Below are 19,721 nucleotides of genomic sequence, written 5' to 3' on the forward strand. Positions count from 1 at the left end.
GATTCAGACTGTCCAGTGCGGCCCGGCCGGCCGCTGGTTACGGTGACGTAGGCGTAACCCATCCTCCTGGGAGGTGCCATGTCGACCGCCCTGACCGACCCGAACACCGGACCCAAGCCATTGACCCAGGGACACCAGTCCCGAGGCATCCTGATCGCCCTCTGGGCCTTCGTGGTCATCCCGTTTCTCGCCCTGCTCGCCGCCGTCCCCGTGGCCTGGGGCGGTTGGCTGGGTTGGAGCGACGTCGCCGTGGCCGCCTTCTGGTACCTGCTCTCCGGCCTCGGCGTCACCGTCGGCTACCACCGGTACTTCACGCACGGCTCGTTCAAGGCGAAGCCGTGGCTGCGGGTGGCGCTCGCGGTGGCCGGTTCGTTCGCGGTGCAGGGCGAGATCATCCAGTGGGTGGCCGACCACCGCCGGCACCATGCGTTCTCCGACCTGGAGGGCGACCCGCACTCGCCGTGGCGGTTCGGCGAGAGCGTCGGCGGGCTGGCCCGCGGGCTGTTCCACGCGCACATCGGCTGGCTGTTCAAACGGGAGCTGTCCAACCGCGAGCGGTTCGCCCCGGACCTGCTCGCCGATCCGGCCACCCGCCGGGTCGACCGGCTCTTCCCGCTGCTGGTGGCGACCTCGATGCTCGGGCCGGCGGCGATGGGCGGGCTGCTCACCGCATCGTGGCAGGGCGCGCTGACGGCGTTCTTCTGGGGCGGACTGGTCCGGGTCGCGCTGCTGCACCACGTCACCTGGGCGATCAACTCGGTCTGCCACGTCTACGGGGAGCGCCCGTTCGCCATGCGGCAGGGGGACCGGGCCGCGAACTTCTGGCCGCTGGCGCTGCTGTCGTTCGGGGAGAGCTGGCACAACCTGCACCACGCCGAGCCGACCAGCGCGCGGCACGGGGTGCTGCGAGGTCAGCTCGACCCGTCGGCGCGGGTGATCTGGCTGCTGGAGAAGACCGGCTCGGCGTGGGCGGTCCGGTGGCCGAAACCGGAGCGCCTAACCGCGAAGCTGGTGGGACCGGAGCCGACCCCGGCCCGGCCGACGAAGCCGGATCGGTGATCGGTCGGGCGACGGCGCGGCGGTGATCGGGCGGCCAAGGGAGCGACGGCCTGGCAGGATGTCCGGGATGACCGAGCTTCAGCGCCGCCCGGTCGGCGATCCGGCCGGGCCACGGATCGGCGAGGCGCCCCGATGAGCAGGCAGATCCCACGGCAGGACGGCAGCGAGCGCCGGCGGGGTGACGAGATGACCGAGGTTGCGGGCGACGACGCCGGCACCGCCCGGCGGCGGGTGGTCCCGGCGGCGAAGCCGTCTTCTCGGGTACGGATGTCCGCGGCGCAGCGCCGCGAGCAGCTGATCTCGATCGCCCGGCAGATCTTTGCCGAGCGCGGGTTCGACGCCACCTCGATAGAGGAGGTGGCCGCCCGGGCCAAGGTCTCCAAGCCGGTGGTCTACGAGCACTTCGGCGGCAAGGAGGGGCTGTACGCGGTGGTGGTGGACCGGGAGGTCCGCTCGCTGCTGGACCGGATCACCACCGCGTTGACCGCGGGCCACCCCCGGGAGCTGCTGGAGCAGGCGGCGTTGACGCTGCTGACGTACATCGAGGAGGAGACCAGCGGGTTCCGGGTGTTGGTCCGGGAGTCGCCGCTGATGGCGGCGGCGGGCAACTTCAGCAGCGTGATGAACGATGTGGCGCACCAGGTGGAGCACATTCTGGGCGCGGAGTTCTCCAACCGGGGGTACGACCCGAAGCTGGCTGAGCTGTACGCGCAGGCGCTGGTGGGCATGGTGGCGTTGACCGGGCGCTGGTGGCTGGAGGTGCGCAAGCCGCGCAAGGAGACGGTCGCGGCGCATCTGGTGAACCTGGCCTGGAACGGCCTGTCGCACCTGGAGGCGAAGCCGGGCCTGAGCACGTCCCGCAAGCCGGGCTGAGGCGCTGACGGGTCGGAGTCTGAGCTGCCGACGGGCGGGGGCTGAGCGGTCGGCGGCCCGCGGTCAACGATGGCGCTCGGCGACCGGATGGCGGCGGCGCTCGCGCTCCACGTCGGCGTGTTCTGGGGGACCGACCTTGTCGTAGAGGCCGGTGCCGAGCAGGACCAACCCGAACAGCAGCGACACGATGACGGTGGACATCGAGAAGTTGAGGAAGTTCGCCGTCTGGAGCAGGCCCATCATGAGCAGGGCGGTGAACAGGAAGACCACCCCGGCGGTCAGGTTCATGTAGTGGCCGAGGTTGCCGCGGCGGGACGCCCCGATCAGCAGGAACGCGCCGAATATGACCGACACGATGGAGAAGGCCAGGTTGGTCCGGAGTCCGAGCGACCAGTCGCTGCCCCGGCCGAAGAGACCCCTGTTCCAGGTGAGGACGACCCCGTAGACCCCAAACGCCAGGATGTAGACCCCGATGAGCCCGGCGAGGACCCGGTAGAACGGCCGTGCGGGATGGTTCACCGGGAGATGCACCATGGGGACCCTCCAGAACAGGTGGCCGTTTCGTGGAGATTGTCGCCCATGCCGCCCAGATCCGTCTCCGGAACGCCGAAGGCCCGGCGGGAGCCGGGCCTTCGAACAGGGCTTCGGTCAGAGCACGAGCCGGGCCTTCTGCCAGGCTTCCTTCTCCTCGTCGGTGCCGACCTTGCTGTACATCCCGGCCATCAGGAGCGCCGTGGAGAGGGTCATTACCACGATCACGGTCATGATCGAGAAATTGAGGATGTTGGCGTCGGTCCGCAGGAACGCCAGCTGGGCCAGGCAGATGACCATCAGCGCGTACGCGAGCCACTGGTTGATGGCGACGTCGAGGTTGCGGCCGATCGCGATGCCGGCCAGGATCAGGGCCCCGAACACGACCGAGAGCAGCGAGAAGCCGAAGTTGGCGCCCTGGCCGAGGACCTTGAGGGTGTCGTCCTGGGCGAGCATCTCGTTGCCGGAGGTCGTGATGACGCCGATCACGCCGAAGACGACGAAGTACAGACCAACGAGCCCGCCGATCGCCCGGTAGACCGGCCGCGCGGGGTGGTTGACGGGGGTATGGGCCATCTCTGCGTCTCCAAGACCGAACGGAATAGGGATCGCCAGCGATTGTCCCGTACGACGGGTTGTGACGCCGCACACCCCCCACCACCGGTCGAGGTCAGCCGGCCGGCAGCTCCTCGGCTAGGGCCAGCCAGGCCTCCTCGGTGCGCTCCCGTTCGGCCCGCAGCTCCTTCAGCTGGGCGTCCAGCTCGGCGACCTTGGCGTAGTCGGTGGCGTGCGTGGCGAGCCGGTCGAGCAGGTCCGCCTCCTTCTGCTCCAGCTTGGCGATCTGCCGTTCCAGCTTGCCGAGTTCCTTCTTCGCGGTGCGTACCTCGGCGGCGGACATGCCCTCCCGGGCCGGGGCGGCCGCGGTCGCGGCCGGGGTGAGGTCGGCAGGCGCCGGACCGCGGCCGGCGGCGGCCCGGGCCAGGTACTCGTCGACCCCGCCGGGCAGGTGCACCAGCCGCCCGTCACCGAACATCCCGTACGCCACGTCGGTGACCCGCTCGATCAGGTAGCGGTCGTGGCTGGCCACGACGATGGTGCCGGGCCAGGAGTCGAGCAGGTCCTCCAACGCCGCGAGGGTGTCGGTGTCCAGGTCGTTGGTGGGCTCGTCGAAGAGGAGCACGTTGGGCTCGCCGGCGAGCAGGCGGAGCATCTGGAGCCGGCGGCGCTCACCGCCGGAGAGGTCGCTGACCGGGGTCCAGAGCCGTCGGTCGTCGAAGCCGAAGATCTCGGCGAGCTGGGCGGCGCTGATCTCCCGGTCGCCGAACTGGACCCGCCGGGCCACCTCCTCGACGGCTTCCAGGACGCGCAGGTGGCCGGGGAGTTCGGCGAGTTCCTGGGAGAGGAACGCGGGCCGCACGGTCTGCCCGGTGGTGAAGCGCCCGCCGTCGGGGCGGGTGACGCCGGCGAGCATGCGCAGCAGGGTGGTCTTGCCGGCGCCGTTGCGGCCGAGGATGGCGACCCGGTCGCCGGGGCCGACCTGCCAGGTGACGTCGTGCAGGATCTCCTTCGGGCCGGCGTGCAGGGTGACCTGGTCCAGGTCGTACACCTGCTTGCCGAGCCGGGCGGTGGCGAGCCGCTGCAGCGACATGGTGTCGCGCGGCTCTGGGACGTCGGCGATGAGCGCGTTGGCCGCGTCGATGCGGAACTTCGGCTTGGAGGTACGGGCGGGCGCGCCGCGGCGCAGCCAGGCGATCTCCTTGCGGAGCAGGTTCTGCCGGCGCGCCTCGGTGGCGGCGGCGACCCGCTGCCGCTCGGCGCGGGCGAGGGTCCAGGCGGCGAAGCCGCCCTCGTACGCCCGGACGGTCTGGTCGGCGACCTCCCAGGTGGTGGTGCAGACGGCGTCGAGGAACCACCGGTCGTGGGTGACCACGACGAGCGCGCCCTTGCGGGTGACCAGGTGCTTCGCCAGCCAGTCGACGCCGCCGACGTCGAGGTGGTTCGTGGGCTCGTCGAGGATGAGCAGGTCGGCGTCGCGGACCAGCAGCGCGGCCAGCGCCACCCGGCGGCGCTCGCCGCCTGACATCGGCCCGACGGGTGCCTCCAGGCCGAGGTGGGGCATGCCGAGGCCGTCGAGGATGGCCCGGACACCGGCGTCGCCGGCCCACTCGTGCTCGGCGCCCATGCTCTCGCCGAGCCAGGCGGTGCCGAGGACGACGTCACGGACGGTGGCCTCAGGGGCGAGGTTCAGACTCTGCGGCAGCCAGGACACGCGCAGGTCGCGGCGGTGGGTGACCCGGCCGTCGTCGGGTTCCTCGATGCGGGTGAGCAGCCGCAGCAGGGTGGACTTGCCGGCGCCGTTGAGGCCGACCACACCGACCCGGTCGGCGTCGTCGAGGCCGAGTGAGACGTCGGTGAGCAGCGGCCCGGCGGCGCCGTACCCCTTGGACACCCGGTCCAGGTTGACGATGTTGGCCACTTACCCACCTTTCATGATCAAGGCGTCCCGGTGCCGCGGTCGGCACCTCGGGACGCCCGCCTCTCAGGGTACGCGGCCCCGCGCCCCATGCCGCCCCCGCCGGCCAGGGCCCAGTGATCAACTCCGGTTGCGGCAAAGGGTGGTCTCGTCGTCGGATTTGACCACACCTTGCCGCAAACCGTGTCGATCATGCTGTCCGGGGCGAGCAGCGGCTGGCCCAGGCGCGGACGCGGCGCGGACGCGGCCGGGCGGGGCGTCGAGACGCGAGTCAGACGACGCGGGCGCCGGCGACCGGGCCGTGGGCGACGCGGGCCTCCCGGCACACCCCGGCGGCCTCCAGTTCGGCGGCGATCCGCCGGGCGGCCGCCTCGTCGGTGGCGAGGAAGACGCAGGTCGGGCCGGAGCCGGAGACGATTCCGGCGAGCGCGCCGGCCGTCTCCCCCGCCTTGAGGGTTTCGGCCAGTGCCGGGCGCATGGTCAGCGCGGCGTCCTGCAGGTCGTTGCCGAGCGTGGGGGCGAGCACTCGCGGGTCGCGCTGGCGCAGCGCGGCGAGCAGCGCGTCGGTGCTGCCCAGCGGCTCCCCGGCGGTGCCGGCCTCGCGGAGCCGGTCCAGCTCACGGTAGGCGGCCGGGGTGGAGAGGCCGCCCTCAGCGACCGCCACCACCCAGTGCCACGACGTCGGCCGGGCCAGCACCGGGCTGACCGCCTCGCCCCGGCCGGTGCCGAGCGCGGTGCCGCCGTGGATCAGGAACGGCACGTCGGAGCCGAGGTCGGCGGCGATGCCGGCCAGTTCGTCGCGAGACAGTCCGGTGCCCCAGAGCGCGTCGCAGGCGACCAGGGTTGCGGCGGCGTCGGCGCTGCCGCCGGCCAGTCCGCCCGCCAAAGGGATCTGCTTGCGCAGGTGCAGTCGGGCGTGGGGCAGCACGCCCGCGTAGCCGGCGAGGGCGTGGGCGGCCCGGATCACCAGGTTGGAGTCGTCAAGGGCCAGCTCGCCGGTGCCCTCGCCCTCCATGGTGAGGGTGAGGGTGTCGCCGCGGCGGGCGGTCAGCTCGTCGTAGATGGAGATCGCGTGGTAGACGGTGTTCAGCTCGTGGTAGCCGTCTCGGCGCAGCGGCCCCACCCCGAGGTGCAGGTTGACCTTGGCCGGCACCCGGACCTTGACCGGCCCGCCGGCCCCGCGCCGCTGCTCGTCCTCGTCGTCCGGTCGCCAGGCCTCGGTCACGAGGCGATGCCCCGGATCGGCAGGCGGATGTCGAACGGCATCTCCACGATGAACTCCTCGGCGGGGTCGGGCAACGGCGCCCAGCCTACTGGGCCGCGGACGGCGCGGCCGGGGCCGACGCGGCGATGGCGGCGAACTGCTCCACGGTCAGCGACTCGCCGCGGGCGCCCGGGTCGACGCCGGCGGTGGTGAGCGCCGCGGCGGCCCGGTCGGCACCGCCGGCCCAGCCCGCCAAGGCGGCGCGCAGGGTCTTGCGGCGCTGCGCGAACGCGGCGTCGACCACGGCGAAGACGGCCTCCCGGCGGACGTCGGCGCGGGGCGGCTCGCGGCGGGTGAAGGCGACCAGCCCGGAGTCGACGTTCGGCACCGGCCAGAACACGTTGGGCGGGACCTTGCCGGCGGCCCGGGCGCGGGCGTACCAGGCGAGCTTGACCGACGGGATGCCGTACACCTTGGAGCCGGGACCGGCGACGAGCCGGTCGGCGACCTCCTTCTGCACCATCACCAGGCCATGACGCAGGGTGGGCAGTTCGGCGAGGAGGTGCAGCACCACCGGCACGGCGACGTTGTACGGCAGGTTCGCCACCAGCGCGGTGGGGGCGGGTTCGCCCAGATCGGCGGCGGTGATCCGCAGCGCGTCGGCGGGGTGCACGGTGAGCCCGGCGGCGTCCGGGCCGGCGAACCGGGCGGCGGTCTCCGGCAGCGCGGCGGCCAGCGCCGGGTCGAGCTCCACGGCGTGCACGTGCGCGGCGACCGGGAGCAGGGCGAGGGTGAGCGAACCGAGCCCGGGACCGACCTCCAGCGCCACGTCGTCGGGGGCGAGCCCGGCGGTGGTGACGATCCGGCGGACCGTGTTCGGGTCGTGCACGAAGTTCTGGCCGAGCTTCTTGGTCGGCGTCACACCGAGACGCGCGGCGAGCTCCCGGATCTCCGCCGGGCCGAGAAGACCGGTCATGGAACCAGAGCCTACGGCCAGCGGCCCCGGTGCTTCTTTCACCACGGGCCGAAGGCGCGGTTGCCGGTGGCGGAGATGGCGGCGCAGAGCTCGTCGAGGTCGGTCCCGGTGGTCGCGGCCAGGAACCGGACGGTCAGCGGGATCAGGTACGACGCGTTCGGCCGCCCCCGGTGCGGCATCGGGGTCAGGTACGGGGCGTCGGTCTCCACCAGCAGCTGGTCGACCGGGGTCACCGTGGCGGCCTCGCGGAGCGCTCCGGCACTGCCGAAGGTGACCGTGCCGGCGAAGCTGAGCAGGTAGCCCCGACGTACGCACTCGCGGGCGAAGTCGGCGTCGCCGGAGAAGCAGTGCATGACGACGGTGTCGGGTGCGCCCTCGTCGTCAAGGATGCGCAGCACCTCGGCGTGGGCGTCCCGGTCGTGGATGACGAGTGCCTTCCCGTACCGCTTGGCGATGGCGATGTGCGCCCGGAAGCTCTTCTCCTGCGCGGCCCGCCCCTCGTCCCCGGTACGGAAGAAGTCCATCCCGGTCTCGCCGACGCCGCGTACCCGGTCGCGGGCGGCGAGGGATTCGATCTCGCGCAGCGCCTCGTCCAGGTCGGCCAGGCGGGGCGCCTCGTTCGGGTGCAGCGCCACGGTGGCCAGCACCGCGCCGTAGCGCTCGGCGACGTCGGCGCCCCAGCGGGACGACTCGACGTCCACGCCGACCTGGACCAGCCGGTCCACGCCGACGCCGGCGGCCACCCCGATCGCCGCGCCGACCGGGTCGTCGGCGGGCCCGCCGCTTGAGCCGCCATTCGCTCGCGACCCCGGCTCGCTTTCCGCGCTGACCTGAGGGACGCCGTACTCGCTGACGGTGATGTCCAGGTGGGTGTGGCTGTCCAGCACGGGGACGGGCAGCGCCTCGGGGGCGGGCGGGAACTCCCCGGCCCGGCGGGCGGCCCGCTGCTTGCGGGTTTCGGTCTGCTCGGTCATCGCGGCCAGCATCACACACCGCAGGTGGCCGGTGTTCCCGGGCCGTCATCGCGGGTTCACACACTCAACATCTGTCGCGCTTACCGTGCGAATCGTGATCGTCACTCCTCAGGGCAGCGCGACCGGGCTGCGCGTGACGTACGACGGCCGGATCCACCCTGCGGAGGAGATCGCCCGGGGTGCGGCGTACGAGTTGTTCAGCGCCGAGGAGGTGCCCGGCTTCGAGTGGGCGCCCCGGCCGGGCGTGGCGTATCCGTGGCGGAAGTTCGTGCACGTCACCGAGGTGAGCGTGGTGCACGGCGGGACGCCGCCGACCGAGGAGGCGGACGCGCCGCTGCTGATGCCGGTGCACCGGGAGCGCGGTTGGTCGTACCTGCACCAGCTCAGCCAGCAGCCGGCCGCGGCCGGCGACCCGACGCTCGCCGCGGTGCGCGCCTCAGCGGTGATCCGGCCGGGCACCCGGCTGGTGAAGGTGCTCTCCGCCCGCCAGTTCGCCGGCTACGTGCGGGGCTGGCTGCCGCACGGCTTCTGCTATCGCGAGCACGACGTGGCGCACCTGCGTACGCCGACGGGGCTGGCGGTGCTGCGCGGCGACGGCGAGGGCGGCGATGTGGCGTACGCGCTGCGCTGGCGGGCCTCCGGCCCGACCGACTACGACGTGCCGGGCGGCCCGGCGCACCAGGGACTGGTCGCGCTGCCGCCCCGGGACCGGCTCGGACCGCCGGTGCTGGGTACCGGGTTCGTGCCGAGCAACGCCCAGCTGATCCCGGAGTTCATCACCCGGGACTTCGCCGATCTGCCAATGCCGGCCAACGCCGCCCTGGTCGCCTACCCGGCGGAGGGGGTGGAGGTGGTGCTCTACGCCTACCAGGCGGAACAGCGGGGCTGGCTGCGGATGGTCGGACCGCAGTGGCGGCACCTGCTGTCCGCAGTGCCCGGGCTCTCCCCCGACCAGGAGTACGTGTCGACCGGCGACGCGTTCCGCTCCACCCGGCTCGTCGGCGCCTACGGCGACAGCGAGTACGAGGCGGTGGCGGACCTACCCGGCGGGTTCCGGGTGCTGGCGATGACCCGGGCGGCCCGGTACCCGGTGGAGTCGGCGGCCCGGCGGCTGCGCTACGCCACCTGGCGCGGGGTGCCCTGCCTGGTGCTGCGGGAGGAGTCGGGCTGGCTGCGGCTGCGGCTGCGCCGGCCGGACCCGGACGCGGTGGCCACGACGGGGGCGCAGTGTCACGAGCGGGGCGTCTACGAGACCTGGGCGCCGGCGGCCGAGGTGACCGCCGACCAGGTGGTGGACCTGCCGTACCTGCGGGCATAACGGGCGGCGGCGGGGGAATTCGCCGGGGTCCGACAAGGCATCCCAGCGCTCAGGAGACCCGACATGCCCTTCGTCACCGTCGGCACGGAGAACTCCGCGCCCATCGACCTGTATTACGAGGACCACGGCTCCGGGCAGCCGGTGGTGCTGATCCACGGCTTCCCGTTCAACGGGGCGAGCTGGGAGAAGGTGACCATCGCGCTGCTGCAGGCCGGGTACCGGACGATCACGTACGACCGGCGCGGCTTCGGCTCCTCCGCCCAACCGGCCATGGGGTACGACTACGACACCTTCGCGGCCGACCTGGACGTGTTGATGACCGAGCTGGATCTGCGCAACGCGATCCTGATCGGGCATTCGATGGGCACCGGCGAGGTGACCCGCTACCTGGGCACGTACGGGTCGAACCGGGTGGATCGGGCGGTGCTGCTCGCCCCGCTGGCGCCGTTCCTGCTGAAGACGCCGGACAACCCGGAGGGCATCGACAAGGGCCTCTTCGACGGCTTCCAGCAGGCCATCCGCAACGACCGCTTCGCCTACCTGACCCAGTTCTGCCAGAACTTCTTCAACTATGACGAGAACATGGGCAAGCGGGTCAGCGAGGAGGCGTTCCGGGCGCATTGGGAGATCGGCACCCGGGCGTCGGCCAAGGGCACCCACGACTCTGTGGACGCCTGGCTGACGGACTTCCGCAACGACCTGCCCCGGATCGACGTACCCGTGCTGATCGTCCAGGGCGACAAGGACGCCGTGCTGCCCTTCCCGGTGACCGGCCAGCGGTTGGCGCCGATGCTGCCCAACGCGAAGCTGATCACCCTGAAGGGCGCCCCGCACGGCACCCCGTGGACCCACGCCAACGAGATCAACCAGGCGATCATGGAGTTCATCGGCGCGTCACGGATGGCGCGCGCCTGAGCCCGCGCGCCTGAGCGTGCCGGCGGCGTGGCCCGGTTGCTCCGGGCCGCGCCGCCGCGCGTACGGTCAGCCGGCCAGCCGGGCCAGTTCCTCGTCGACGATCGACGGGTCGAGCTTGCGGAACACCGGCTTCGGCGCCGCGAGCGGCCGGCCCACCTCCAGGGGTACGGGCTCCCAGCGCGCGCCGACGGTGTAGTCGCCGGTCAGCACCGGGTACGCCGGCCCGCCGTCGAGGTCCTCGACCTCCTCGATCACCGGCATCGGCGCGTGGACGCCGGTGCCGCCGAGCAGCTCGTGGATCTTCTGCGCGGAGTGCGGCAGGAACGGGGTGAGCAGCGTGTTGGCGTCGCTGACCACCTGCAGGGCGACGTGCAGGATGGTGCCCATCCGCGGCTTGTCGTCCTCGCCCTTGAGCTTCCAGGGGGCCTGCTCCGACAGGTATTTGTTGGCCTCGGCGACCACCCGCATCGCCTCGCCGATGGCCTGCTTCTGCCGGTGCCTGGCGATCAGGTCACCGACTACCGCGAAGCCGGCCTTCGCGGTGGCGAGCAGCGCCTGGTCGGCCTCGGTGAGCCCGGCCGGGTCGATCGGTGGGATCGCGCCGAAGTTCTTCGCCGCCATCGAGATCGACCGGTTGACCAGGTTGCCCCAGCCGGCGACCAGCTCGTCGTTGTTGCGGCGGAGGAACTCGGCCCAGGTGAAGTCGGTGTCGTTGCTCTCCGGGCCGGCGACCGCGATGAAGTAGCGCAGCGCGTCGGCGTCGTACCGCTCCAGGAAGTCCCGGACGTAGATGACCACCTTGCGGGACGAGGAGAACTTGCGCCCCTCCATGGTCAGGTATTCGCTGGAGACGACCTCGGTGGGCAGGTTGAGCCGGCCCAGCTCGCCCGGCTCGCCGTCACGGGAGCCCTCCCCGGAGTAGCCGTCGAGCAGGGACGGCCAGATCACCGAGTGGAAGACGATGTTGTCCTTGCCCATGAAGTAGTAGCCGCGGGCACCCTTCCCCTCGGCGTCGGCGGACCACCACTTCCGCCAGGCCTCGGGGTCGCCGGTGCGGCGGGCCCACTCGATGGAGGCGGACAGGTAGCCGATCACCGCGTCGAACCAGACGTAGATCCGCTTGTCCGTCCGGTCGCGCCAGCCGTCCAGCGGGATCGGCACGCCCCACTCCAGGTCACGGGTGATGGCCCGGGGCTGGAGGTCGTCCAGCAGATTCTTCGAGAACCGCAGCACGTTGGGCCGCCACCCCTCCCGGGTGTCCAGCCACTGCCGCAGCGCGTCGGCCAGGGCCGGCAGGTCCAGGAAGAAGTGCTCGGTCTCGACGAACTCCGGCGTCTCGCCGTTGATCTTCGACTTGGGGTTGATCAGGTCGATCGGGTCGAGCTGGTTGCCGCAGTTGTCACACTGGTCGCCGCGGGCGCTGTCGTAGCCGCAGATCGGGCAGGTGCCCTCGATGTAGCGGTCGGGCAGGGTCCGGCCGGTGGACGGGGAGATCGCCCCGGTGGTGACCTTCGGGACGATGTAGCCGTTGCGGTGCAGCCCGAGGAACAACTCCTGCACCACGGCGTAGTGGTTGCGGGTGGTGGTGCGGGTGAACAGGTCGTACGACAATCCGAGCGCCCGCAGGTCCTCGGCGATCACCCGGTTGTACCGGTCGGCCAGCTCACGTGGGGTGACCCCCTCGGCGTCGGCCTGCACCTGGATCGGGGTGCCGTGCTCGTCCGTGCCGGAGACCATGAGCACGTCGTGACCCGCCATGCGCATGTACCGGGCGAAGACGTCGGAGGGAACCCCGAATCCGGATACGTGGCCGATGTGGCGCGGGCCGTTGGCGTAGGGCCAGGCGACCGCGGCGAGAACGTGACTCATGAGCAGCAAGCGTAGTGATTACCTCCGGTCGACCGCGAACCAATAGGGCGCGTCCCACCGCGCGGCCCCGACACCCCGTCCGATTTGTCGCCGACACGCGGGCTGAGCTGCCCGGCCGCCCCCGCGTACCGGTGTCAAATGAACGGCGTGACCAGCAGACCAGCGGCGCCGGCCGACCCGCCGGTGGAGGTGGAACCGACCACCGGGGCGCCGGTGGGCGCGGTGCCACGCCGGGTGCCGATCCGGCAGGCGCGCTGGCGGCGGCCCTCGCCGGGCGGTCCGCCGGACGGCGAGGTCTGCTGGGCGCCGATCGAGGAGGTGCACTGGGACGGCACGCCGCTGCGGACGGAGCCACCCCGGCGGGTGGACCGGCCGTCCACCCACCCCCCGCTGCACCGACAGCGCCGCTCCCGGCCGTCCCGCCCGCTCGACCCGCTGCCGGCGATGGCGGCGCTGGTCGCGTTGAGCCTGCTCGCGGCGTTCTTCGCTTGGGTCAGCGCCCAGCCCTTCTGGTTGGCGACGGGGCACGCCGCGAACGGAACCGTGGTGATCACCGACTGCACGGGCGGCGGCCTGACGCAGCGCTGCCGGGGGTTCTTCCTGGCCGACGGCGGGCGGTTCGTCGGCCATGGGGTACGGGTCAGCGGCGTGCCGGCCGAGCGCAGCGCCACCGGCAGCGCCCTGCCCGCCCGGATGACCGGGCCAGGCGGGACCACGGCGTACGCGGACGCCGGGGCCGGCCGGCACCTGCGCTGGCTGCTCGGGCTGCTGCTGGTGCTGGGCTGCGCCGCCGGGATCGCCCGGTGGACCGGGGCCACCCGGCTGCCGCACCGGCGTCAGCGCCGCTGGGCGGTGGCGGCCACCCTGGCCGGCCCGGCGCTGATCGCCGCCGGCTTCCTCGCCGCCGCGTGGTGAGCCGCCGGCGATGTCAGGTGGGGCCCCCTCCGGTACCGCAGGCGTTAACCGGGTGCCCCTCCTTTCACGTGTGCACGATGGTGTAGACCTCGCGGCGGCGCAGGCCGTACGCGGTGGCGACCTCGGTGATCGCGTCGCGCCGGGACAGCCCGGCCGCCTCCCGCTCGGCCACCGCGGCGCGCAGCGTGTCGTCGTCCGGCCGGGCCGCGGGGACCGGCGGCGCGCCCGCCACGACCAGGGTGATCTCGCCGCGCGGCTCGCCCGCCGCGGCCCACTCGGCCAGCTCGCCCAGCGGCCGGCGGACCACCTCCTCGTACGTCTTGGTCAGCTCCCGGCAGAGCGCGGCGGGCCGGTCCGGGCCGAAGGCCGCGGCCAGGTCGGCCAGGGCGCCGGCGATCCGGTGCGGCGCCTCGAAGAGCACCAGGGTGCGTTCCTCGGTGGCGAGGGCACGTAGCCGGGACCGGCGGCCGGCGGGCGTGCGGGGCAGGAAGCCCTCGAAGCAGAACCGGTCGCAGGGCAGCCCGGACAGGGCCAGCGCGGTGGTCACCGCGCTGGGTCCGGGGGCGGCGGTGACCGGGAAGCCGGCGTCGATGGCGGCCCGGACCAGCCGGTAGCCGGGGTCGGAGACGCTGGGCATGCCACCGTCGGTGACCAGGGCGATCGTGTAGCCGGCGGCGAGCACCTCGACCAGCTCGGGCGTACGCCGCTCCTCGTTGCCCTCGAAGTAGGAGACGATCCGGCCGGGCACGGTCACGTCGAGGTCGCGGGCCAGCCGGGTGAGCCGGCGGGTGTCCTCGGCGGCGACCACGTCGGCGGTGGCGAGCACCTCGCGGAACCGGGCCGAGGCGTCGGCCGGGTTGCCCAGCGGCGCGCCGAGCAACACCAGGCGTCCCATCTCGGACATTTCACCCACTCCAGTGCACTCCTTCATCGACGGCTGTTCTAATCTCGGGGACGACAGGCGCCACCGGGCACGTTCGCAGCCTACGATCGCCGGGTGACGAGTGCGTCGACTGCACAGAGCGCAAGCGGGTCCATCGCCGAGCGGACGGACGCCGGCCGGGCCGACGGGTCCGCGACGACGGGCGGGGGCGGGATCCCGGCCGTCGTCCGGCGACGGCTCGCCACCGTCGACGCCCGCCTCGACGGGTACGCCTGGTTGGCCACCTCGGTGGTCGTGGCGATCGCGGCGATCCTGCGCTTCGTCGGCCTCAGCGGCCCCAAGGGCAAAATTTTCGACGAGACCTACTACGCCAAGGACGCGTACGGGTTGATCGACCGGGGCGTCGAGTGGAGCTACAAGGACAACGGCCCCTCGTACGTGGTGCACCCGCCGCTGGGCAAGTGGCTGATCGGGCTCGGCGAGTGGGCCTTCGGCTACCAGGACCCGGAGACGAACATCTCCGTACCGGGGCACCTGATGACCACCGCCCCGGAGTTCGGCTGGCGGTTCGCGGCGGCCGTGGCCGGCACCCTGTCGGTGCTGCTGCTGGTGCGGATCGGCCGGCGGATGTTCCGCTCCACCGCCCTGGGCTGCACGGCCGGGCTGCTGCTCGCCCTGGACGGCTTCCACCTGGTGCTCTCCCGCACCGCGCTGCTCGACATCTTCCTGCTGCTGTTCGTGCTGGCCGCGTTCGGCGCCCTGGTGCTGGACCGGGACGCCCGGCGCCGCCGCTGGACCCGCGCGCTGGAGGCGGGGCTCGACCCGTCGCGACCCGGGCGGGCCGGCCGGCCGCCGTCGACCTGGCGGAACTGGCCGTGGTGGCGGCTGCTCGCCGGGGTGCTGCTCGGCTGCGCCTGCGCGGTGAAGTGGAGCGGCCTGTACTTCGTGCCGGCCTTCGCGCTGCTGGTGATCCTCTGGGAGGTCGGCGTCCGCCGGTCCGCCGGCGTACGCCACCCGTGGCGGGACGCCCTGCTGGACGAGCTGCCCTGGCTGCTGCTGGCCGGGGTGCTGTTGGTCGGGACGTACATCGCCACCTGGTCGGGCTGGCTGCTCAGCGACGACGGCTACTTCCGCCTGGCCAGCCGCTACCCGGGCGCGGGACTGAGCGACAGCCCGGTCGTCGGGCCGCTGATCAACCTGTGGAAATACCACCAGGCCGCGTACGGCTTCCACACCGGGCTCGAGGACCCGCACAAGTACCAGTCCTGGCCGTGGCAGTGGCTGCTGCTCGGCCGGCCGGTCGCCTTCTACTGGTCCGGCAACGGCAACTGCGGCGCGCCGAGCTGCGCGTCGGAGATCCTGCTGCTCGGCACCCCGCTGCTGTGGTGGTCGTTCCTGCCGGCGCTGGCGGCGCTGGCCTGGCTGGGGCTGGCCCGGCGGGACTGGCGGGCCGGGGCGATCCTGCTCAGCGTGGCCGCCGGCCTGCTGCCCTGGTTCTGGTTCGCCCTCGACAACCGGACGATGTTCTCCTTCTACACCGCCCCGGCGGTGCCGTTCCTGGTGCTCGCGGTGGTCTACGTGCTCGGCGCGATCGCCACACCGGCGCCGGCCGCCGCTTCGGCCACGGTGCCGCCACCGAGCGCGCAGGATGTCTCCGATCGCCGACTCGTGGGCGGGATCATCGCGGGCGCGTACGTGCTGCTGGTGGCCCTGTGCTTCGCCTACTTCTACCCGATCTTCGTGGGCCGGCTGATGACGTACGCGGACTGGTCCGCCCGGATATGGCTGGACGGCCGCTGGATCTGACCCGGAGCAGCCCGGTCGGAGCACGGCCGGGCGGCCCGGAGCGCGGCCAGCCACCCGGCGGGCCGGCGCCCAGCGGGGCGGCCTGGCACGGCGGGGCGGCCTGGCGAACAAAAAGACGCGCCCCGATCGCCTGCCACGGGGGAAGCGGGCGATTGGGGCGCGCAGAAGAAGCTTAACCATCCCTGCATCACCCGCACAACTGGTCGTGCCCGGTCAAGTTCCCGGCCGGTGCGTCCGGCGAGGGTGATCACACTCGACCAGGTCACCCACCGTCATCGCCCAGAGACATCACGAGAACCTTGCGGTCTCGCCCCCCGCCATCCGCAGAGTTTTGGCGCGGCCTATGGCGGGAAAGTGAAGATAGTCAGGTCTTGGGACCGTTTCTGGCGCTGGCCCGGATGTGCGAATGGCGAAATACCAAACTGGATGATCACCTGAGCGACACCCGAATGATCATCCGAAGTGGATATCACTACACTTCGGTCGGTGATCAACAAGAGAAGATCGCTGGCCGTCCTTCTCGGACTGCTGACGACGACCGCGCTGATCGGTCCGGTGCCCGCCAGGGCCGACGACCCCGAAACCCCCGCCGAGCCGCCCAAGGTCGAACTGGTCCTCGACGTCAGCGGCTCCATGCGGGCCCGCGACATCGACGGGCGCAGCCGGATCTCGGTCGCGCAGCAGGCGTTCAACGAGGTCGTGGACGCACTGCCGGACGAGACCCAGCTCGGCATCCGGGTACTCGGAGCCACCTACCGGGGCAAGGACAAGACGCAGGGCTGCCTTGACACCCAGCAGATCGTGCCGGTCGGCCCAGTGGACCGTACGCAGGCCAAGGCGGCCGTGGCCACGCTCCGGCCGACCGGTTTCACCCCTGTCGGTCTGGCGCTCCGCTCGGCCGCCCAGGACCTCGGCACCGGCAGCACCGCCCGCCGGATCGTGCTGATCACCGACGGCGAGGACACCTGCGCCCCGCCCGACCCCTGTGAGGTGGCCCGCGAGCTGGCCGCCCAGGGCACCAAGCTGATCGTCGACACCCTGGGCCTCGCCCCCGACGAGAAGGTACGCCGACAGCTGCTCTGCATCGCCGGGGCGACCGGCGGCACGTACACGGCGGCGCAGAGCGCCGACGAGCTGACCGGCCGGATCAAGCAGCTCGTGGACCGGGCCCGGGACACCTACACCGCCGCCCCGACCGTGGTCGGCGGGTCGGCCGAGTGCGACAAGGCACCACTGCTCGGCCCTGGCGTCTACACCGACCGGGAGGCGTTCTCCGAGCACCGCTGGTACCGGGTGCCGGTGCGACCCGGCCAGGAGCTGCGCGCCTCGGTCAGCGTGGCGCTGGACCGGCCGGTCAACCCCGACTACGGCGTACTGCTGCGGGCCACCGCGCAAGACGGGCGGGAGCTGGTCCGAGGCATCGACGCCGGCAGCGGGCGTACCGACGTGGTCTCCGCCGGCCTGCGCTGGTCCGCGGCCGAGGAGGACGGCCCCAGCCCGTCCCCGAGCGGCACCGTGACCGCGGAGCCGGTGTGCCTGGTGGTCAGCAACTCGTTCGCGCCCCGCCCCGGCACCGAGGCCACCCCGGGGATGCCCCTGGAACTGACCGTCGACGTGGTCGCCGCCTCCCCCGCCCCGGACGGGCCGGACCTCGGCCGCGGCTGGGCCCTGCTGCTCCTGCTCACCCTGGCCGGGCTGGTCACCGGGCTGGTCGCCGGGCTGCTCACCCGCTGGTGGGTCGCCACCTGGAGGGAGAACTGAGGATGCGTACGCTGATCCGGTCCGCGGCGGCGCTGGCCGTCGCCGGGCTGACCCTCGCCCCGGCCGCCGCCTCGGCCGCACCCACACCCTCGCCGGGCGCGGCCACGGTCACCAAGGCCGGCACCTCGTTCCTGACCGCCACCGCCATCGCCGCCGGCCAGCCCGTCGAGGTGGGTGCGTCGAGCGGCGACCACCTCTACTGGTCGTTCCGCACGGAGGCCGGGCAGACCCACGAGATCACCGCCACAATTTCCTTCCCGAAGGGCCGCACCGGCCGGTCCACCTGGACCGTCGACGTCTTCGACGGGCTGCGCCGCCGGCAGGCCTGCACGGCCGGGGCGCAGACCCCGACCATCGACGCGAAGGCGACCAGCGTCACCCTGGGCTGCACGCTGCGCCGGGTCCGGCCCTGGGCCGAGCCGTGGTCCGGTGACCCACTGCCCGGCACCTACTACGTCCGCCTCGCGGTGACCGACCTGCCCGAGCCGGACCTGGGCCTGCCGATCGACGTGGACCTGCTGGTCAGCGTGGACGGCGAGGGCGGCGCGTCCGGTGACGACGGAAAGCTCGAGGCACCGCTGGTGCCGAACACCCGGGCCGGGACGGTGCTCACCGCCGAGCCAACGCCCGAACCGGTCGCCGAGAAGGAGACCAGTCTCACCGGCTGGCTCCCGGAACCCGGCTCACGCTGGGTCTGGACCACGGCGGGTGGAGTGCTCGCCGCTGTGGCGGGCGTGGTCGGCTTCGCCCTCACCCGTCGATCCCGCCGCCTCTGACCCGCCTCTGGTGGCCGCCGCGTCATCGAACGCGGCGGCCACCGGAAGCACCGTTCAGGAGGGACGCCTGCTGCGCGGCACCCAACCGATGAACCGGTCCTGCAGCGACGACACCGGCGCGGTGTGTAGGTCATTGGTGGCGGCGGCGAGGCAGGAGCCCAGATAGACGCTCAGCGAGGCCCGGTCCACGTGGTACTCGTCCAAGAGGCGGCTGCGCTTGGTGGCGCAGGGCCACTCGTCGCCGCAGGACCCGCAGGTCCAGTCGGGGGTCACCGGGGAGTGCTCATCCGGTCCCTGGCCCGACGCCTTCGCACCAGGCGTCATCGGCACATCCTCTCGCAGGTGGACGGGGAAGATCAACTGTCGTCAGTGGATCTGGCCAGCTGACGATGTCCCGAACAGCGTCATCCGGCGTCGTGGCGTTACGTCGCTGCGATACGTTCACCGTCCATGTGCACGGCTGACCGCCAACTCGGCAGCCGAGCGCCGGGTAGGCGGTACCAACACCGTAACGATCAGGCGGCCGGCAGGGCAGTGGGTCCGCCCAGGTCCAGCAGAATTCCTGAATGCCTTCCCTTATTCGCCTGGCGCTGGTCGGAGATCCCGAGCTCGACGTCGCCGCACAGGCTCCGATCGGCCGAGCGAGCTGGATAGGGAACCCCATCCGTCGACCGTAGACGGGCGTGACCTGAGGATCGTTCATCCCGCTGCCCGACCGGCACTCCGCCGGTCGGGCGACTCGGCTGGCATTCCGGTCGTCACCGCAGGTCCAAGCGTCGGCACAGATGGCGACGACTGGCTGCTGGCAGTTGTTGCTATTGCAAGCACACTGGGGCGGGTGACGTCTCAGCCCCCGCAGGACCCGTGGCACGGGCAACGGCCACCACCTCCCCCGCCCCCGGCGCCCTGGGAGCAGCCGGCGGCCCGGTTCGGACCGGTCCCGCCGTACCCGACGGCTCAGGTCCCGGCTGCCGCCCGGAACGAGGTGCACGGATGGGCAACCGTGCCGGTTGGGATCAACGGCGCTCCTGGCAAGGGCCCGAAACAACCCGTCACCCGGGGGCAGAAGATCGTTGGAGGCTTCCTCGGACTGTTCCTGCGGCTGGGGTCTCGCCGCCATCGGCAACTCGGGCAACGACAAGCCGGCCCCTCAGCGCACCCCCGGCGCCGCTGCCAGAGGTAGCCCACGGGCAGCCGGCTGCGTTGGCGGGCCGTCTGAGCGGGCAGAACCAGAATTTCGTGCACGGAGGCCGTCCCGGTTCAGGGACGGCCTCCGCTGTGTCATGCGATCAAGGCGCTACGGACGGACAACACGCGACACCCTGGACGACGAATGCGGCTGGAGCCGGCCCCGTGGGCAACCTTTTGGAGCATCGGTTGGGTAGTAA

Annotated in this window: 17 protein-coding genes; 8 read left to right on the forward strand and 9 right to left on the reverse strand. The window is 72.4% G+C overall.

Going from position 1 to position 19,721, the window contains the following annotated elements; translation table 11 throughout:
* The first annotated feature begins 78 nt into the window (after positions 1-78).
* Together ACNAW0_RS18550 and ACNAW0_RS18555 are read left to right on the forward strand one after the other, a co-directional pair.
* Positions 79-1,059, forward strand: a complete 981-nt coding sequence (locus tag ACNAW0_RS18550; RefSeq protein ID WP_416289159.1) for an acyl-CoA desaturase — start codon at positions 79-81, stop codon at positions 1,057-1,059.
* Between the two features lie 186 nt (positions 1,060-1,245).
* The gene (locus ACNAW0_RS18555) at positions 1,246-1,932 is read left to right on the forward strand and encodes a TetR family transcriptional regulator (RefSeq protein WP_416289177.1); all 687 of its coding nucleotides are present in this window, start codon (positions 1,246-1,248) and stop codon (positions 1,930-1,932) included.
* Positions 1,933-1,995: 63 nt separating this feature from the next.
* On the opposite strand, the gene ACNAW0_RS18560 is transcribed toward ACNAW0_RS18555, so the two are convergent.
* The 6 genes from ACNAW0_RS18560 to ACNAW0_RS18585 all read right to left on the reverse strand — a co-directional run bounded on the left by ACNAW0_RS18560 (position 1,996) and on the right by ACNAW0_RS18585 (position 8,102).
* Entirely contained in the window at positions 1,996-2,466 is a 471-nt protein-coding gene (locus ACNAW0_RS18560) for a DUF4383 domain-containing protein (protein ID WP_416289160.1), read from the reverse strand.
* Between the two features lie 114 nt (positions 2,467-2,580).
* Positions 2,581-3,039 carry a DUF4383 domain-containing protein gene (locus ACNAW0_RS18565; protein WP_416289161.1) on the reverse strand — a complete coding sequence of 153 codons (459 nt, stop codon included), beginning with the start codon at positions 3,037-3,039 and terminating at the stop codon, positions 2,581-2,583.
* Positions 3,040-3,133: 94 nt separating this feature from the next.
* Positions 3,134-4,939, reverse strand: a complete 1,806-nt coding sequence (locus tag ACNAW0_RS18570; RefSeq protein ID WP_416289162.1) for an ABC-F family ATP-binding cassette domain-containing protein — start codon at positions 4,937-4,939, stop codon at positions 3,134-3,136.
* A 268-nt stretch (positions 4,940-5,207) separates the two neighbouring features.
* Entirely contained in the window at positions 5,208-6,161 is a 954-nt protein-coding gene (locus ACNAW0_RS18575) for a 4-(cytidine 5'-diphospho)-2-C-methyl-D-erythritol kinase (protein ID WP_416289163.1), read from the reverse strand.
* Positions 6,162-6,246: 85 nt separating this feature from the next.
* Positions 6,247-7,116 carry a 16S rRNA (adenine(1518)-N(6)/adenine(1519)-N(6))-dimethyltransferase RsmA gene (gene rsmA, locus ACNAW0_RS18580; protein ID WP_416289164.1) on the reverse strand — a complete coding sequence of 290 codons (870 nt, stop codon included), beginning with the start codon at positions 7,114-7,116 and terminating at the stop codon, positions 6,247-6,249.
* A 38-nt stretch (positions 7,117-7,154) separates the two neighbouring features.
* On the reverse strand, positions 7,155-8,102 hold the full coding sequence (locus tag ACNAW0_RS18585; protein WP_416289165.1) for a TatD family hydrolase: 948 nt from the start codon (positions 8,100-8,102) through the stop codon (positions 7,155-7,157).
* An 82-nt stretch (positions 8,103-8,184) separates the two neighbouring features.
* Between ACNAW0_RS18585 and ACNAW0_RS18590 the strand changes: the two genes are divergently transcribed.
* Together ACNAW0_RS18590 and ACNAW0_RS18595 are read left to right on the forward strand one after the other, a co-directional pair.
* Positions 8,185-9,408: a hypothetical protein gene (locus ACNAW0_RS18590; RefSeq protein ID WP_416289166.1), complete on the forward strand. Its 1,224-nt coding sequence runs from the start codon at positions 8,185-8,187 to the stop codon at positions 9,406-9,408.
* Positions 9,409-9,471: 63 nt separating this feature from the next.
* Entirely contained in the window at positions 9,472-10,323 is an 852-nt protein-coding gene (locus tag ACNAW0_RS18595) for an alpha/beta fold hydrolase (RefSeq protein WP_416289167.1), read from the forward strand.
* Positions 10,324-10,389: 66 nt separating this feature from the next.
* Here ACNAW0_RS18595 and metG read toward each other — a convergent pair whose 3' ends face one another.
* Positions 10,390-12,192 (reverse strand): methionine--tRNA ligase, encoded by a 1,803-nt coding sequence (gene metG, locus ACNAW0_RS18600; RefSeq protein WP_416289168.1) that lies wholly within the window; start codon positions 12,190-12,192, stop codon positions 10,390-10,392.
* 147 nt (positions 12,193-12,339) lie between these two features.
* Between metG and ACNAW0_RS18605 the strand changes: the two genes are divergently transcribed.
* Positions 12,340-13,107, forward strand: a complete 768-nt coding sequence (locus ACNAW0_RS18605) for a hypothetical protein (protein WP_416289169.1) — start codon at positions 12,340-12,342, stop codon at positions 13,105-13,107.
* 64 nt (positions 13,108-13,171) lie between these two features.
* Here the strand turns inward: ACNAW0_RS18605 and rsmI are convergent, their stop codons facing one another.
* Positions 13,172-14,038: a 16S rRNA (cytidine(1402)-2'-O)-methyltransferase gene (gene rsmI, locus ACNAW0_RS18610; protein ID WP_416289170.1), complete on the reverse strand. Its 867-nt coding sequence runs from the start codon at positions 14,036-14,038 to the stop codon at positions 13,172-13,174.
* 66 nt (positions 14,039-14,104) lie between these two features.
* Between rsmI and ACNAW0_RS18615 the strand changes: the two genes are divergently transcribed.
* The 3 genes from ACNAW0_RS18615 (at position 14,105) to ACNAW0_RS18625 (ending at position 18,333) form a co-directional block, all read left to right on the forward strand.
* The gene (locus tag ACNAW0_RS18615; RefSeq protein WP_416289171.1) at positions 14,105-15,796 is read left to right on the forward strand and encodes a dolichyl-phosphate-mannose--protein mannosyltransferase; all 1,692 of its coding nucleotides are present in this window, start codon (positions 14,105-14,107) and stop codon (positions 15,794-15,796) included.
* Between the two features lie 486 nt (positions 15,797-16,282).
* Complete coding sequence (locus ACNAW0_RS18620) at positions 16,283-17,557, forward strand: VWA domain-containing protein (protein WP_416289172.1); 1,275 nt, start codon at positions 16,283-16,285, stop codon at positions 17,555-17,557.
* 2 nt (positions 17,558-17,559) lie between these two features.
* Positions 17,560-18,333, forward strand: coding sequence for a peptidase (locus tag ACNAW0_RS18625; protein ID WP_416289173.1), 774 nt, complete (start codon positions 17,560-17,562; stop codon positions 18,331-18,333).
* Positions 18,334-18,387: 54 nt separating this feature from the next.
* Here ACNAW0_RS18625 and ACNAW0_RS18630 read toward each other — a convergent pair whose 3' ends face one another.
* Entirely contained in the window at positions 18,388-18,657 is a 270-nt protein-coding gene (locus ACNAW0_RS18630) for a hypothetical protein (protein WP_416289174.1), read from the reverse strand.
* Between the last annotated feature and the right edge of the window lie 1,064 nt (positions 18,658-19,721).

It is taken from the genome of Micromonospora sp. SL1-18 (genome assembly GCF_047921505.1).
Lineage (GTDB): Bacteria > Actinomycetota > Actinomycetes > Mycobacteriales > Micromonosporaceae > Micromonospora.

Coding starts and splice junctions, on each gene's coding strand:
- ACNAW0_RS18550 (WP_416289159.1), top strand. CDS start 79: ATGTCGACCGCCCTGACCGACCCGAACACCGGACCCAAGCCATTGACC.
- ACNAW0_RS18555 (WP_416289177.1), top strand. CDS start 1,246: ATGACCGAGGTTGCGGGCGACGACGCCGGCACCGCCCGGCGGCGGGTG.
- ACNAW0_RS18560 (WP_416289160.1), bottom strand. CDS start 2,466: ATGGTGCATCTCCCGGTGAACCATCCCGCACGGCCGTTCTACCGGGTC.
- ACNAW0_RS18565 (WP_416289161.1), bottom strand. CDS start 3,039: ATGGCCCATACCCCCGTCAACCACCCCGCGCGGCCGGTCTACCGGGCG.
- rsmA (WP_416289164.1), bottom strand. CDS start 7,116: ATGACCGGTCTTCTCGGCCCGGCGGAGATCCGGGAGCTCGCCGCGCGT.
- ACNAW0_RS18585 (WP_416289165.1), bottom strand. CDS start 8,102: ATGCTGGCCGCGATGACCGAGCAGACCGAAACCCGCAAGCAGCGGGCC.
- ACNAW0_RS18595 (WP_416289167.1), top strand. CDS start 9,472: ATGCCCTTCGTCACCGTCGGCACGGAGAACTCCGCGCCCATCGACCTG.
- metG (WP_416289168.1), bottom strand. CDS start 12,192: ATGAGTCACGTTCTCGCCGCGGTCGCCTGGCCCTACGCCAACGGCCCG.
- rsmI (WP_416289170.1), bottom strand. CDS start 14,038: ATGAAGGAGTGCACTGGAGTGGGTGAAATGTCCGAGATGGGACGCCTG.
- ACNAW0_RS18625 (WP_416289173.1), top strand. CDS start 17,560: ATGCGTACGCTGATCCGGTCCGCGGCGGCGCTGGCCGTCGCCGGGCTG.
- ACNAW0_RS18630 (WP_416289174.1), bottom strand. CDS start 18,657: ATGACGCCTGGTGCGAAGGCGTCGGGCCAGGGACCGGATGAGCACTCC.